The 13,557-nt window shown below is 73.2% G+C and carries 15 protein-coding genes; 5 read left to right on the top strand and 10 right to left on the bottom strand.

The annotated features are described in order from the left end of the window. Positions 1–30 precede the first annotated feature (30 nt). A complete protein-coding gene (locus tag AB0881_RS16895; RefSeq protein ID WP_366617826.1) occupies positions 31–1,167 on the top strand; it encodes a glutamate--cysteine ligase in 1,137 nt (378 codons plus the stop codon). Further along, complete coding sequence (locus AB0881_RS16900; RefSeq protein WP_366617827.1) at positions 1,164–2,141, top strand: iron-containing redox enzyme family protein; 978 nt, start codon at positions 1,164–1,166, stop codon at positions 2,139–2,141. Before AB0881_RS16895 ends, AB0881_RS16900 begins: the two co-directional genes overlap by 4 nt. On the opposite strand, the gene AB0881_RS16905 is transcribed toward AB0881_RS16900, so the two are convergent. The 3 genes from AB0881_RS16905 to AB0881_RS16915 all read right to left on the bottom strand — a co-directional run bounded on the left by AB0881_RS16905 (position 2,138) and on the right by AB0881_RS16915 (position 3,680). Continuing rightward, positions 2,138–2,332, bottom strand: a complete 195-nt coding sequence (locus AB0881_RS16905; protein WP_366617828.1) for a CDGSH iron-sulfur domain-containing protein — start codon at positions 2,330–2,332, stop codon at positions 2,138–2,140. The genes AB0881_RS16900 and AB0881_RS16905 overlap by 4 nt on opposite strands. After that, a complete protein-coding gene (locus AB0881_RS16910; protein ID WP_366617829.1) occupies positions 2,316–2,987 on the bottom strand; it encodes a HemK2/MTQ2 family protein methyltransferase in 672 nt (223 codons plus the stop codon). The genes AB0881_RS16905 and AB0881_RS16910 overlap by 17 nt, the downstream gene beginning before the upstream one ends. Before the next feature lie 75 nt (positions 2,988–3,062). After that, positions 3,063–3,680, bottom strand: a complete 618-nt coding sequence (locus tag AB0881_RS16915; RefSeq protein WP_366617830.1) for a TetR/AcrR family transcriptional regulator — start codon at positions 3,678–3,680, stop codon at positions 3,063–3,065. Between the two features lie 92 nt (positions 3,681–3,772). On the opposite strand from AB0881_RS16915, the gene AB0881_RS16920 reads away from it, so the two are divergent. Next, positions 3,773–4,672: an oxygenase MpaB family protein gene (locus AB0881_RS16920; RefSeq protein ID WP_366617831.1), complete on the top strand. Its 900-nt coding sequence runs from the start codon at positions 3,773–3,775 to the stop codon at positions 4,670–4,672. 1 nt (position 4,673) lies between these two features. Here the strand turns inward: AB0881_RS16920 and mgrA are convergent, their stop codons facing one another. Together mgrA and AB0881_RS16930 are read right to left on the bottom strand one after the other, a co-directional pair. Beyond that, positions 4,674–5,699: an L-glyceraldehyde 3-phosphate reductase gene (gene mgrA, locus AB0881_RS16925; RefSeq protein ID WP_366617832.1), complete on the bottom strand. Its 1,026-nt coding sequence runs from the start codon at positions 5,697–5,699 to the stop codon at positions 4,674–4,676. 12 nt (positions 5,700–5,711) lie between these two features. Next, on the bottom strand, positions 5,712–7,100 hold the full coding sequence (locus AB0881_RS16930; protein ID WP_366617833.1) for a PLP-dependent aminotransferase family protein: 1,389 nt from the start codon (positions 7,098–7,100) through the stop codon (positions 5,712–5,714). A gap of 295 nt (positions 7,101–7,395) precedes the next feature. Between AB0881_RS16930 and AB0881_RS16935 the strand changes: the two genes are divergently transcribed. Continuing rightward, positions 7,396–8,763, top strand: coding sequence for an MFS transporter (locus AB0881_RS16935; protein WP_366617834.1), 1,368 nt, complete (start codon positions 7,396–7,398; stop codon positions 8,761–8,763). A 152-nt stretch (positions 8,764–8,915) separates the two neighbouring features. After that, the gene (locus AB0881_RS16940; protein WP_366617835.1) at positions 8,916–9,554 is read left to right on the top strand and encodes a VTT domain-containing protein; all 639 of its coding nucleotides are present in this window, start codon (positions 8,916–8,918) and stop codon (positions 9,552–9,554) included. On the opposite strand, the gene AB0881_RS16945 is transcribed toward AB0881_RS16940, so the two are convergent. From AB0881_RS16945 to AB0881_RS16965, 5 genes are all read right to left on the bottom strand, one after another. Beyond that, positions 9,551–9,724: a hypothetical protein gene (locus AB0881_RS16945; RefSeq protein ID WP_366617836.1), complete on the bottom strand. Its 174-nt coding sequence runs from the start codon at positions 9,722–9,724 to the stop codon at positions 9,551–9,553. The genes AB0881_RS16940 and AB0881_RS16945 overlap by 4 nt on opposite strands. Positions 9,725–9,790: 66 nt before the next feature. Beyond that, the gene (locus AB0881_RS16950; protein WP_366617837.1) at positions 9,791–11,014 is read right to left on the bottom strand and encodes an ABC transporter permease; all 1,224 of its coding nucleotides are present in this window, start codon (positions 11,012–11,014) and stop codon (positions 9,791–9,793) included. Then, positions 11,014–11,703: an ABC transporter ATP-binding protein gene (locus AB0881_RS16955; RefSeq protein WP_366617838.1), complete on the bottom strand. Its 690-nt coding sequence runs from the start codon at positions 11,701–11,703 to the stop codon at positions 11,014–11,016. The genes AB0881_RS16950 and AB0881_RS16955 overlap by 1 nt, the downstream gene beginning before the upstream one ends. Continuing rightward, positions 11,700–12,839, bottom strand: coding sequence for a peptidoglycan-binding protein (locus AB0881_RS16960; protein ID WP_366617839.1), 1,140 nt, complete (start codon positions 12,837–12,839; stop codon positions 11,700–11,702). Before AB0881_RS16960 ends, AB0881_RS16955 begins: the two co-directional genes overlap by 4 nt. Before the next feature lie 5 nt (positions 12,840–12,844). Next, on the bottom strand, positions 12,845–13,396 hold the full coding sequence (locus tag AB0881_RS16965) for a hypothetical protein (RefSeq protein WP_366617840.1): 552 nt from the start codon (positions 13,394–13,396) through the stop codon (positions 12,845–12,847). Positions 13,397–13,557: the final 161 nt, after the last annotated feature.

The following is a 13,557-nucleotide window of genomic DNA, read 5'->3' on the forward strand; positions in this document are numbered from 1 at the left end:
TGAGATCCGGGGGACGGGTAGGGCTCCACTGTGCTGGAGGAGAGATCGCCGGACGCCCCCGCCCGGCCGGGGGCGGGCCTGACGCTGGGCGTGGAGGAGGAGTTCCTGCTGGTCGACCCCATGACCGGAACGCCCGTTCCGTACGCCGGGCGCGTCCTGGCCGGCGCCGGCGAGCACCCGTCGGGCGGCCACTACGCCCGCGAACTGCTCAAGAGCCAGGTCGAGGCCGCCACCGGCGTCTGCCGCGACCTGGCCGAGGCGCGCCGCCAGATCCGGGACGCGCGGGCCGTGCTCGTGGCGGCGGCCGGACGGGAGGGCCTGCTCCTGCTCTCGACCGGTACGCCCGTCCGCCCCGGGACGGTGCCCGTGTCCGACCACGACGACCGCTACGAGGCGATCTCCCGCATCTACACGGGCGTGGTCGCCGACTACCAGTCCTGCGGCTGCCACGTCCACGTCTGCGTGGCCGGCCGGGACGCGGCCGTGGCCGTCGTGAACCACCTGCGGCCCTGGCTGCCCGCCCTGCTCGCGCTGTCGGCCAACTCCCCGTTCGACCGCGGCCGGGACTCCGGGCACGCGAGCTGGCGCATGGTCGAGCAGTCCCGCTTCCCCGGCTCGGGCGTGCCGCCGGTGTTCGCCTCGGCCGCCGACCACGACCGGTGCGTGGACCGCCTGGTGGACTGCGGCGTCCTGGCCGATCCCGCTATGTCGTTCTGGCTGGCGCGCCCCTCGCCGCACCTGCCGACCGTCGAGGTGCGGGCGGCCGACGCCGCCGCGACCGCCGGCGAGGCCGTCCTCCAGGCGGCGATCACGCGCGGGCTGGTCCGGACGGCGCTGCGCGACCTGGACGCCGGGCGGGAGGCGCCGCGCGCCGACCCCGCCGTGTGCGCCGCGGCCGTCTGGAACGCCGCCCGGTACGGCTTGGAGGGGCCCGGCGTCCATCCGTTCGAGGAGCGCCAAGTTCCCGTACGGCGCCTCATCGCCGACCTGATGGAGCACATCACGCCCGCCCTGGAAGAGACCGGAGACCTCCGCGAGGTCAGATCCCTGCTGGCCTCGGTGCTGCGCGCGGGATCGGGAGCGGAGCGCCAGCGGCGCGCGGCGGCGGACGGGGCCCCGGCCCTGATCCGGATGCTCGCCCGCCAGACCGAAGGGAAGGACCGATGACCGCGTTCCTGCCGGAGCCGCGCGGCCCGGTGTCGGAGTCCGTCGTGACGCTGCTGCGCCGGGACGCCCGGAGCGCCCCGGCCCCGGTCCACGACGGGTTCGCCGCCGACCCGTTCGGCGAGGACCTGCACCTGGCCCTGCACGCCTGCTACGAGCTGCACTACCAGGGCTTCGAGGGCGTCGACCCCGGCTGGGAGTGGGACCCGGGGCTGCTCGGCCTCCGCGCGACGCTGGAGGACGCGTTCCTGTCGGCCCTGCGCGCCAAGACCCCCGGCGGCGACGTCCACGAGGCGCTGGAGGAGCTCCTGGTGGAGCCCGTCAACGCCGGCGGCGTCTCGCACCACCTGCGCCGCGACGGCGAGCTGTGGCAGCTCAGGGAGTACGTGGCGCACCGCTCGATGTACCACCTGAAGGAGGCCGACCCGCACGCCCTGCTCATCCCGCGCCTCAGCGGCCGCGCGAAGGCCGCGCTGGTCGCCGTCGAGTTCGACGAGTTCGGCGGCGGGCGGGCCGAGCGCATGCACTCGCGGCTCTTCGCCGGCCTGATGGAGGAGCTGGACCTCGACCCCTCGTACGGCGGGTACGTGGACCACGTTCCGGCGCCGATGCTCGCGATCACCAACATGATGTCGCTGTTCGGCCTGCACCGGTCGCTGCGCGGCGCGATGGTCGGCCACTTCGCCGCCGCGGAGATCACCACCGCGCCCAGCGCCGAGCGCTTCGCCCGCGCCCTGCGGCGCCTGGACGTCGGCGAGCGCGGCCTGGTCTTCTTCACCGAGCACGTCGAGGCGGACGCCGTCCACGAGCAGGTGCTGCGCCACGACGTGGTCGGCGGCCTCCTGGAGACCGATCCCGACCTCGCCTCGGACGTCGTCCTGGGCGTCCAGGCGACCGGCCTGCTGGAACAGCACCTCGAAGACCATCTGCTGGGCTCCTGGCGCCGGGGCCGCTCGTCCCTCCGCCTGCCGCTCTAGCGGACGCGCTTGCGATGGCTGGTGTCGCAGAGCGGGTACCGCCCGCTCCGCCGGCAGGCGCACAGGGCCACCAGGAACCGGTCGGACCGGACGACGGTCCCGTCCTCCAGGGTCACCTCCACGGGCCCCTCGACCAGGATCGGCCCGCCGGGGACGACCCTGACCCGCCTCGCCTCATCCGGCGAGGGCACTGTCTCGCGTCGCGATCCGGTCGGCACGGATGACCACCAGTTCCTCGAATCGTTGGCCCGGCTCGATCACGGCGCGCCGCTCCAGCAGCGCCGCCCGCGACCGCATCACGGGCCCGAACGGCTCGGCCCGCCGGGCGGCCACCCGGGCGCGCAGCCCGGCCCGCCGCAGCGCCCGCACGCTGGCGGCGGCCCCGCTGAACGCCGAATGGACGATCAGCAGCGTCCCGCCCGGGGCGAGGTGGCGCGGCGCGTCCGCGCAGATCCGGTCCAGGACCATGCGGCCGCGCGGCCCCGCGTCCCAGGCCCTCGCCCGCCCTCTGGGCGCCGCGGTGCCGATGACGTACGGCGGATTGGCCACGATCACGTCGAAGACCTCCCCGGCCACGGGCGTGAACAGGTCCCCCTGGAGCACCCGCAGCGGCACGCGCCGTACCCGGGCGTTCAGCCGGGCGGCCAGCACGGCCCGTACGGAGATGTCCACGGCGGTCACATGCGCGGCCCCGCCCCGCACGGCGGCCATGGCCACCGCTCCGGTGCCGGTGCACAGGTCCAGCACGCGGGCCCCGTCCAGGACGGCGGCCCGCCCCACGGTCTCGCTCAGCAACGACGTGTCGCCCTGAGGCGTATAGACCCCCGGGGGCCTCAGCAACCACATGAAGACCCTCTACCGCCAGAAAAGGTGTCAAAACACCAGAGATCGGCGCTCGGGGCGGAACCGGCCTCGCCTTGACTATTTGCGGATGTAGCGGATGACCAGCTCGGAGAGTTCGGCCACCATCCGGTCGTGCGGGATGGGCGGGCGGTCGAGGACGTACTTGATGGACAGCTGCCCGACGGTCTCGGCGAGGATCCAGATGGTGGTGTCGACGTCCAGGTCCTCGCGGAAGCCGTCCCGGTTGAGGAGCAGGTAGACGCGGACGATGTCGATCAGCCGCCGCTGGAGGGCGTCGAGCTTGTCGAACGGGCCGAGCCGCGGGATCTGCTCGACGATCAGGCGGAGCAGGTCGGAGTGCTCCTCGAACAGCCGGATCTGCGCGTCCAGCAGCGCCCGGCCGCCCGCCTCCCAGGGCCCGGTCATCGCGGCCTCGATCTCGGCGCCCAGCCGGTCGGCCAGGTGGTCGGCGAACCGGTCCAGGACGGCGACGACGATCGCGTCCTTGTTCGGGAAGTACTGGTAGAGCGAGCCGTTGCTGATGCCGGCGGCCTCGGCGATGCGGTTGGTGGAGGCGCCCTCGTACCCGCGCTCGGACAGAACGCGAGTGGCGGCGTCCAGGATCCGCTCGACGGTGCGCCGCGAGCGGTCCTGCTGCGGGATGCGCCGCGGCGACGCTCCTGGTGGGCGGGGCATCGGACCCCCGTTCCGAAACGCGACTTGTAAGCGACTACTTATTCGCTTTTTACTTTACCTGGGAGAGTCCAGCCGTTGAAGGAGGCACCCGAATGACGGTGATCGAGGAACGCGCCGCCGGGGAGAAGGCGGCGCTGCCCGAGCCGTTCGGCCCCGGCTCGCTGCTGTGGGACCAGATCGGCCTCTACAGCTCGGCGATCGCGGGCAACAGCGTGTTCGTGCTGCAGGTCATGCACCCGGCGATCGGCACCGTGGTCGACAAGCTGTCGTCGTTCCGGACCGATCCGGTGGGGCGCGCCAACCGCAGCTTCGCCTCGGTGCAGACCTGGGTGTACGGCGGCCGTACCGCCATCGACGAGGGCCGCCGGCTCCGCGAGATGCACAAGAACCTCAGCGCCGTGGACGAGGACGGCAACCGCCACCACGCGCTGTCGGCCGAGCCCTGGGCCTGGGTCCACCTGACCGGCTTCTACGCCGCCGTGACGTCCGCCCGGTACTTCTCCACGGAGCCGCTGACGCGCGAGCTGGAGCAGCAGGTCTTCGACGAGTTCATGAACCTCGGCCGGATCCTGCGCGTCCCGGAGCGGATGCTGCCCGAGACGATCGAGGACTACTGGACGTACTTCGACGACATGGTCGAGAACACGCTCGTCCCGCACCCGGTGGCGCACGAGGTCCTGGACGCGATGGACAAGGTGCCGCCGACCGTCCCGGCCCCGCTGCGGCACGCGCTCGCGCCGGTGAGCCTGGCCGGCGGGCGGCTCGCCCGGTTCGTCAGCGTCGGGACGCTGCCGCCCGCCGCCCGCGAGAAGCTCGGGCTCGACTGGACCCCGGCGGACGACCGCAGGCTCAAGAGGATCGGCGGGATCATCGCCCGGACGGACCCGCTGCTGCCCGAGCGCGTCCGCTACATGCCGATCGCCTACCGCGCCCGCCAGGCCGCCCGCGCCCAGGCCCGGCTGGAGCGGACGCTGGCGCACCGCCCCATGTGAGTCAGGACGCGCTGGAGGCGGCCCAGATGTTGATGCCGGCCTCCACCGCGTCGCGGTCGATGGCCGCCAGCTCCTCCGGCGTGAAGTCCAGGTCGTCGACGCAGCCCAGGCTGTCCTCCAGCTGGCCCACGCTGCTCGCCCCGATCAGCACCGACGTCACCCGCCGGTCGCGGAGGGCCCAGGCGAGGGCCATCTGGGCGAGCGACTGGCCGCGCTCGCGGGCGATCTCGTTCAGGGCCCGCACGTGCTGGAGCGTCTCGGCGGTCAGCAGGTCGGGCGACAGCGACTTGCCCTGGCCGGCCCGCGACCCCTCGGGGATCCCGGCGAGGTAGCGGTCGGTGAGCATGCCCTGCGCCAGTGGCGAGAACGCGATGCAGCCGGCGCCCTCCGCCTCGAGCGTGTCCAGCAGGCCGCCCTCGATCCACCGGTTGAGCATCGAGTACGAGGGCTGGTGGATGAGCAGCGGCGTCCCCATCTCGCGCAGGATCGCGGCGGCCTCGGCGGTCCGCTCGGGCGAGTAGGACGAGATGCCCGCGTACAGGGCCTTGCCGGAGCGGACGGCCCGGTCGAGCGCCCCCATCGTCTCCTCCAGCGGCGTCTCCGGGTCGAACCGGTGGCTGTAGAAGATGTCGACGTACTCCAGCCCCATCCGCTCGAGCGACTGGTCGAGGCTGGCGAGCAGGTACTTGCGCGACCCCCACTCCCCGTACGGGCCGGGCCACATGTCGTAGCCGGCCTTCGTACTGATGACGAGCTCGTCCCGGTACGGCCGGAAGTCCTCCGCGAACAGCCGGCCGAAGTTGGTCTCCGCGGCGCCGTACGGCGGGCCGTAGTTGTTCGCCAGGTCGAAGTGGGTGACCCCGAGGTCGAACGCGCGGCGCAGCACCGCCCGCTGCGTCTCCAGCGGCCTGTCGTCCCCGAAGTTGTGCCACAGCCCCAGCGACACCGCGGGCAGCTTCAGCCCGCTCCGCCCGCACCGCCGGTACGGCGTCCTGCCATAACGCTCTTCGTCGGCTCGATACGTCATGATCCGAGTCTGTCAGCCCACGGCGCGGCGCAGGGCGTCCAGGGCGGCGGCGAAGGCGTGGTCGGGGGCGGCGGCGTAGCCGATGACCAGGCCGTTCAGCGCCGGCATGGCGGCCTCGGGGTGGCGGAACGGGCTCAGGCCGTCCAGCGCGATGCCCTCCTCGCGGGCGGCGTCCAGCGCGCGCTTCTCCGCCTCGGCCGGCAGGTTCAGAACGGCGTGCAGGCCGGCGGCGATGCCCGTGGTCGTGTGCGGGGCGAGGGCCTGGACGAGCTGGTCGCGGCGGCGCCGGTAGCGCTGGCGCATCCGGCGCACGTGGCGGTCGTACGCGCCGTGCTCGATGAAGTCGGCGAGGGTGAGCTGGTCCGCGACGCCCGCCCACGCCTCCCGCTCCCCCTTGGCGGCCAGGACGGGACCGACGAGATGGCCGGGGAGGACCATCCAGCCCAGCCGTACGGCGGGAGACAGGCTCTTGCTCACCGAGCCGAGGTAGGCGACGCGTTCCGGGTCGAGGTTCTGGAGCGCTCCAACCGGTTGCCTGTCGTAGCGGAAGTCGCCGTCGTAGTCGTCCTCCAGGACCAGGGCGTTCTTCGTGCGGGCCCAGTCGATGACGGACGCGCGGCGTTCGGGATGGAGCGGGCCGCCGGTGGGGAACTGGTGCGCGGGCGTCAGCAGCACGGCCCGTTCGCCGGCCAGTTCGTCCGTTCGGGCGCCGTGCTCGTCGATCGCCAGGGGACGGGTCCGCACGGAGGCGGCGCCGAGTATCGACCGGTGGAACGGGAGGCCGTACGACTCCACGGCCCAGGGCCCGCGCACTACCCCGCCGGAGAGCAGGCGCAGCGCGTGGGCGACCCCCGAGCAGATGACGATGCGGTCCGGGTCGGCCTGGACGCCGCGGGCGCGCGACAGGTAGGCGGCGAGCGCGTTCCGGAGTTCGGGCCGCCCGCGGGGGTCTCCCGGGCCGAACGCGTCGTTCGGGGCGGCGGTGAGGGCGCGGCGGGCCGAGGCGAGCCAGGCCGTACGGGGGAAGGAGCCGGGATCCGGGAGGCCCTGGCGCAGGTCGTGCCGCACCGGACGGGCCGGGGCCGCCGCCGGGGACGGGGAGGGCGGGCGGCGCGGGGCGGCGGCGCGGTGGGCCACGACGGTGCCGGAGCCCTGCCGCGCGATCAGCCAGCCTTCGGCGACCAGCTCGGCGTACGCGTCGGCGACCGTGTTGCGGGCCAGCCCCAGGTCGGCGGCCAGCGAGCGGTACGGCGGGAGGCGGGTGCCCGGGGCGAGCCGGCCGCTGCGGACGGCCTCGCGGAGCGTCCGGGTGAGGACCGCGCGGCGGCCGCCCGGGCCGGCGAGGTCCAGATGGAGGTCGGCGCCGATCCGCTCGGCCAGATCCACCCATGATCCCGCCATTGGAACGCACTCCGATCCCGGTCGCCGCGCCGCCCGAATTCAAGATCATGAAGGATCCGGGAGCCGAGATCAAGGAACGCCGCGGCCTCCGGCCGGCCGCCGGCCTGGTGTGATCTGCACCAACTTCCCGGTAAGCCGCCGATCGCCCTGCGTGGCGGGCGGATCCGAAGAAAAGAGGACGCTTGAGGCAGGTCGTAGGTTTACCGGATCGCAAAGGTTTTGTTTCCTTTGGTGATCCTTCTTCGGTAAGGTCCCCCGTCTGTTGGGCTCGTCTACCTGGAGGCAACGACGACGCATGGCTTCTGAACCGACTTCAGCGGCGACCGAGGACCCAGCCGAGCACGAGGCGCCGGACCCCGGCACGGTCCGCAAGGCCGTCGCCGCCTCGTCCATCGGCAACTGCATCGAATGGTTCGACTTCGGGGTGTTCAGTGCCGGGGTGATGACCACCATCGTCGGCACCGTCTTCTTCCCGCCGGGCGACGAGGGCTCGGCGGTGCTCCGCTCGTTCGCGCTGATCGCGGCGGCGTTCGTGGCCCGCCCGTTCGGCGGGATGTTCTTCGGCCCGCTCGGCGACAAGATCGGCCGCAAGTCGGTACTGGCGATCACGATCATCCTGATGTCGGGCTCGACGTTCCTGATCGGCGTCCTGCCCGGGTACGACACGATCGGCATCGCGGCACCGCTGCTGCTGCTCGCCGTACGGCTGGTGCAGGGCTTCTCCACGGGCGGCGAGTACGGCGGCGCGGCCACCGTGATCGCCGAGTACGCGCCCACCAAGAGGCGCGGCTTCTTCGGCAGCTTCCTGGAGTTCGGCACGCTGTCGGGCTACATCCTGGGCGCCGGCCTGGTGCTGGGCGTCGACCTCGTGCTGAGCGACGAGGCGCTGCACTCGTGGGGCTGGCGGATCCCGTTCCTGATCGCGCTGCCGCTGGGCCTGGTCGGGCTCTACATCCGCACCAAGCTGGAGGACACGCCGGAGTTCCAGAAGATCGAGCAGGCCGGCGAGGTGGCGCGCTCCCCGCTCAAGGAGACGCTGGTCCACAACTGGAAGATGATCCTCAACCTGATCGGGATCGTCATCCTGCTGAACGTCGCGAACTACACGCTGCTGACGTTCATGCCGTCGTACCTCGCCACGAACCTGCACATCTCCAGCACCACCGCCTCACTGATCACCATCGGGGTGGAGCTGGCGATGCTGGCGGTGATCGTCCCGCTGGGCGGGCTGTCGGACCGGGTCGGCCGCAAGCCGCTGCTGCTCACCGCCGCGGTCGGGTTCATCGTGGTGAGCTATCCGGCGATCAGCCTGATGCAGACCGAGAAGACCTGGGCGATCCTGGCCGGGTTCGCGCTCATGGGCGGGCTGCTGGTGCTGATGCTCGCCGTCATCGGGTCGACGTTCCCGGCGATGTTCCCGACCCAGGTCCGGTACGGGGCGTTCGCGATCGGCTACAACATCTCGACCTCCCTGTTCGGCGGTACCGCCGCGCTGGTCATCGAGAAGCTGATCAAGACGACCGGGACCAACTACATCCCGGCGTACTACCTCATGATCGCCGGGGCGATCGCGATCGTGCCGATCCTGCTGCTGCCGGAGACCGCGCGGGTCCCGATCAGCAAGTGCGGCAAGTCGCGCAAGCCCACGCCGGTCCCCGCCTGACGCGGGTCCCGCCGGTCCGCCGGTCCCCTGGTGCGTGCGCCCCCTGGTGGGGTTAGCACCACCAGGGAACTGGTGTGGGCATCCCTGTGCCGGGCGCCTTTGCCAGGCAGGTTGGAAAGCGTTCCGTTCCGCCTGCCGGGGAGGCGCCCGCGATGCTCGATCAGGCCCTGTCGCTCGCCGACTCGTCCTGGATCTACCTGATCGTGTGCGCGCTCGTCGCCGTCGACGCGTTCCTCCCGCTGGTCCCGAGCGAGACGCTGCTGATCGCGATGGCGGCGCTCGCCCCGACCGGGCGGCCGCATCTCGCCGTCCTGATCGCCGTCACGGTCGCCGGCGCGCTGGCGGGCGACGGGATCTCGTACCACCTGGGACGCCGCCTGCGGCCCCCGCGCCGCCCCCGGATCCGCGCGGCGCACGCGCGGGCCCGCCGCGCCCTGGCGCGCCGCGGCGCCACCGCGATCGTCACGGCCCGGTTCATCCCCGGCGGGCGTACCGCGATCACGCTCGCGGCGGGCGCGACCGGCTACCCGGCCGGCGCGTTCTGGGCGCACGCCGCCGTGGCGTCGATCGCCTGGTCGGTGTACATCACCGGCCTCGGCTTCCTGGGCGGCACGCTCTTCGAGGACTCGCCCCTGATGAGCATCGGCGCCGGCGTCACCCTGGGGCTGGCGCTCGGCGCGGCGATCGAGGTGACCCGTTCCGTACGGCGGCGGCGCCGGCGGCGGCGAGCCCGGCCGGCGGCCGGAACCCGGGCGGAGCCGCAGCCGGCCGTCTGCGCCGAGGCCCGCTAGAGGTCATCGCGCTCGGCGGGCTCGTCCCGGGGGTCCCTCGGTTTCGGGGGCCTGCGCCAGCCGTACAGCAGCTTGCGCATCAGCCACAGGCCCAGCAGCCCGATCCGGTGCAGCAGCCATATCCCCACCGACAGCCCTTTCCACCCGGCGATACCGGCATTCTGGCCCATGCGCGGGCCGGTGGCCGACCGGGACCGCCCGCGGTGAGGGAGGGGTGGACGGTCCCGATCGACCGGTCAGGTGGCGGCCAGCGCCTCCGTCGGCGAGAGGCGGGAGGCGCGGACGGCCGGGTAGAGGCCCGCCAGCGCGCCGATCGCCAGCGTCGCGCCGATCCCGCCCAGGACCGCCCACGCCGGGACGACCGTCGGCCATTCCTGCGTGAAGGCGTACCCGAACGTCACCAGCGTCCCGATGAACGCGCCGCCCGCGCCCCCGAGGGCGGACAACAGCAGGGACTCGGCAAGGAACTGCGTCCTGATCTGCCCCCGGGTCGCGCCCAGGGAGCGGCGCAGGCCGATCTCCGCGCGCCGTTCCAGCACCGAGATGACCATCGTGTTGGCCACCCCGACACCGCCGACCAGCAGCGCCACCGCGCCGAGGCCGAGCAGCAGGCCGGTGAACGCCTCGCCCGCCGCCTGCTGGGCCGCGAGCGCGTCCGACGGCCGCGACACCTCGACCTCGTTGGGCGCCTCCGGGTTCGCGGTCGGCCCCAGGACGGAGCGGACGTCCTCCACCGCGGACTCCGCGGACCGGGTGAAGATCGTCGTGGCATGGCCGTCGAACGCCAGCTCCGACTGCGCGGCCGGCCAGCCGACCAGCGCCGCGGTGTCCAGGTCCGGCGCCAGCGGGGCCGGCTTCAGGATGCCGATGACGGTGAACCACTTGCCGCCGATGTACACCTGCGCACCGGTACGCCCGATGCCGAGCCGTTCCGCCGCCGCGGCGCCCAGCACCGTGGTGGGGAACCGGCCGGTCGCCTCGGTCAGCCAGCTGCCGTGCGCCAGCTCGGCGCCGACCGCGGCGCGCAGGCTCGTCCGCGCGGCGTACGCGGCGATCCCGCCCGTCTCCGCCTCGGGGATCTTGTCGTTGCGGTAGACCTTGGCGTCGTCGATCAGCCCGACCGCCGACACCGAGCTGACCGGCGCGATCCGGTCCACCATCGCCTCCGCGCCCAGCGGCAGCTCCGCCTCCTCACCGGTCAGCGTCGACCCGGGCGCCACCGTGAGCAGGTTGGTGCCCAGCGCGGCGAGCGTCCGGTCCAGATCGGCGCGCGAGGACGAGGAGATCCCGACCACCGCGACCATCGCCGCGATGCCGATCGCGATGCCCAGCGCCGACAGGAACGCCCGCATCGGCCGCGTCCGCAGGCCCACCGCGCCGACCCTGAGCACGTCGCGCGGGCCCATCCGGGCGGGACGCAGCGTGCCGGCGTCGCGGGCGCCGACCGCCGGGGCGGCCATCACCCCACCCCCAGGACGGCGTCCCGCCGCGCGGAGTCCTCCACCGTCAGGCCGTCCCGCATCCGCACCTGCCGGGGCAGCGCGGCGGCGATCTCCCGGTCATGGGTGATGATCACCACGGTGGTGCCGGCGGCGTTCAGCTCGCGCAGCAGGTCCATCACCCCGCTGCCCGACACCGAGTCCAGCGCGCCGGTCGGCTCGTCGGCCAGCAGCAGCGGCGGCTCCCCCGCCACCGCGCGGGCGATCGCCACCCGCTGCTTCTCGCCGCCGGACAGCTCGTGCGGCTCGTGCTCCATCCGGTGGCCGAGCCCGACCCGCTCCAGCGCCCGCGCGGCGCGGCGGCGGCGCTCGGCCGGCCGGTGCCCCGAGTACAGGAGCCCGTCGGCGACGTTGTCGAGCGCCGTGGTCCCCGCCGCGAGATGGAAGTGCTGGAAGACGAACCCGATCCGGGACGCCCGCAGCGCCGACAGCCGCGAGTCCGGCAGCGCGCCGACGTCGTACCCGTCCACGTGCACCGTGCCCGAGGTGGGCCGGTCCAGCGTGCCGAGCACGTTCAGCATGGTCGACTTCCCGGACCCGGACGGCCCCACGATCGCGACCAGCTCGCCGGCCGCGATGTCCAGCGACACCCCGCCGAGCGCGGTGACCCCGCCGGAGTACACCTTCGTCACGTCCCGCAGGGAGATCACTTCGGCACCCCCACGACGGTGCCCTCGGCGATGCCCTGGCCGGAGATCTCCACCCGGCCGCCCGCGAACAGGCCGGTCTCGACCGGGACGTACGACGTCGTGGTGCCGTTAACCACCTCCACGCCGAAGCCGCCCTCCTGGAGCGCCAGCAGCGCGGTGACGGGCACGGTCAGCACGTCGGCGCGGGTCTCCGAGGTGAACGAGACGTCCACCGCGGCCGACGACAGCTTCTCGACGGCCTTGCGGGCCTTGGCGCCGGTCATCCAGATGACGACCTCGATCGTGGTGGACGCCTCCTCGCCCTGGGTCGCCGGAACGATCTTCGTCGACACCTCGTCGATCTTCCCCTGGACGGTCTCCTCCCCCGGCAGCGTGACGTCCACCGTCGCGCCCTCCTTGGCGAGCCGCTGGTCGGACGTCTCCAGCTCCACCGTCACGGCCCGGTCGGTGCCGGTGTAGGAGTACAGCTTCTTGCCGGGCGAGATCGGCTCCCCCTCGCCGATCTCCAGGCCGTCCACGCGGATCGCGCCGGGCGCGAACACCACGCTGCCGAGCTCGACCTTCCCGGTCTCCTCCAGCCCGCGGTCGTCCTGCCACTCCAGCACGGCCTCGTACGTGTCGTACGTGAACTCGTCGTCCACCGTGAACCCCGTGTACCCGAGCGCGCTGAGGTTCTCCTCCAGCTGCTTCACGTCCTTGCCCTCGGTACCGATCTCCATGGGGCGGTACGCGGGCTGGGTGCCGTACATCAGCGTCACCGGGTCGTTGTCGACCTCGTACATCGCGCGGCCCCGGGAGACGGTCGCGCCGCTCTCGGGCAGCGCGGTGACCGTCCCCTTCTGCCGGCTGGTCGCCGACGACGACGGGCCGTAGCCGAGCTCGCCGTCGGCGTCCTGGGTGTCCTTGAGCGTCTGCTTGGTCACCTTGGTGGTGTTCGGCGGCAGCGTGCTCGCCGCCGGGTCCGCGCCCGAGCCGCCGCCCAGCCCCAGCGTCGCGGCGACCGCGACACCGCCGGCCGCGACCAGCGCGGCCGTGCCGAGCGCCCACCGGCGGCGGGAGCGCCGCCTGCGGCGCGCGACCCGCTGCTCCTCCTCCGGCGGAGCGGCCTCCGCCCGCTCCTGCCTTCCCTCCTCCACCGCGGTCACTTCTGGCCGCCGCCCGGGCCGCCGCCGGGACCGCCGAGCAGGTCCTGGCACTTCTGCTGCGCCGTCCGGAGGTCCGGGTCCTTGGTGACCTCACCGGTGATCTTGATGCCGCGCTGGCCCGGCTGCGGGTCCGGGAAGTTCTCCACACCGTTCTTGCGCATGCACTCGGCGAACTTGCGGCCGCGCTCCTCGGCCTGCTTGTCCCCGCCCGGCCCGGCGTTCTGCGGCGGCGCGTACTGCTTGCACGCCTGCTGGGCCTTCTCCACCGTCTCGCCCTGCTTCGGACCGCCGGTGACCATGATCCTGGGCCCCTGGCCCGGCTTGGGGTCCTCCATGTCGACGCCGTTCTTGCGCATGCACTCGGCGAACTTCACGTTCCGCTGGTCCGCGGTCAGCCCGTCGGCGCCGGCGCCGCCCGCGGCCTGGGTCTGCTTGCCGCCGCTCACCGTGGCGACGCCGCTCTCCTTCTCCTCCCCGCCGCAGCCGGCCAGGGCGAGGGCCAGCACCAGCGGGAACGCCGCCAGCACGCCTCGGGTACGCAGTCGCATCGTGTCCGTCACCTGTTTCTCCGTGTCTCTCGTCCGGACCGGTTCCGTTCCGGCCCGACGGGGACCGATGCAATCCGCTCCCCTGTTTCCCCCTTGTTTCCGCTGTCCCGCCGCCTCCGGCTAACGGTGAGGAAACACGTGATCCGCCACGCTGTACTCGG

The organism is Spirillospora sp. NPDC029432 (genome assembly GCF_040703975.1).
In the GTDB taxonomy this organism is placed as follows: Bacteria; Actinomycetota; Actinomycetes; order Streptosporangiales; family Streptosporangiaceae; genus Spirillospora.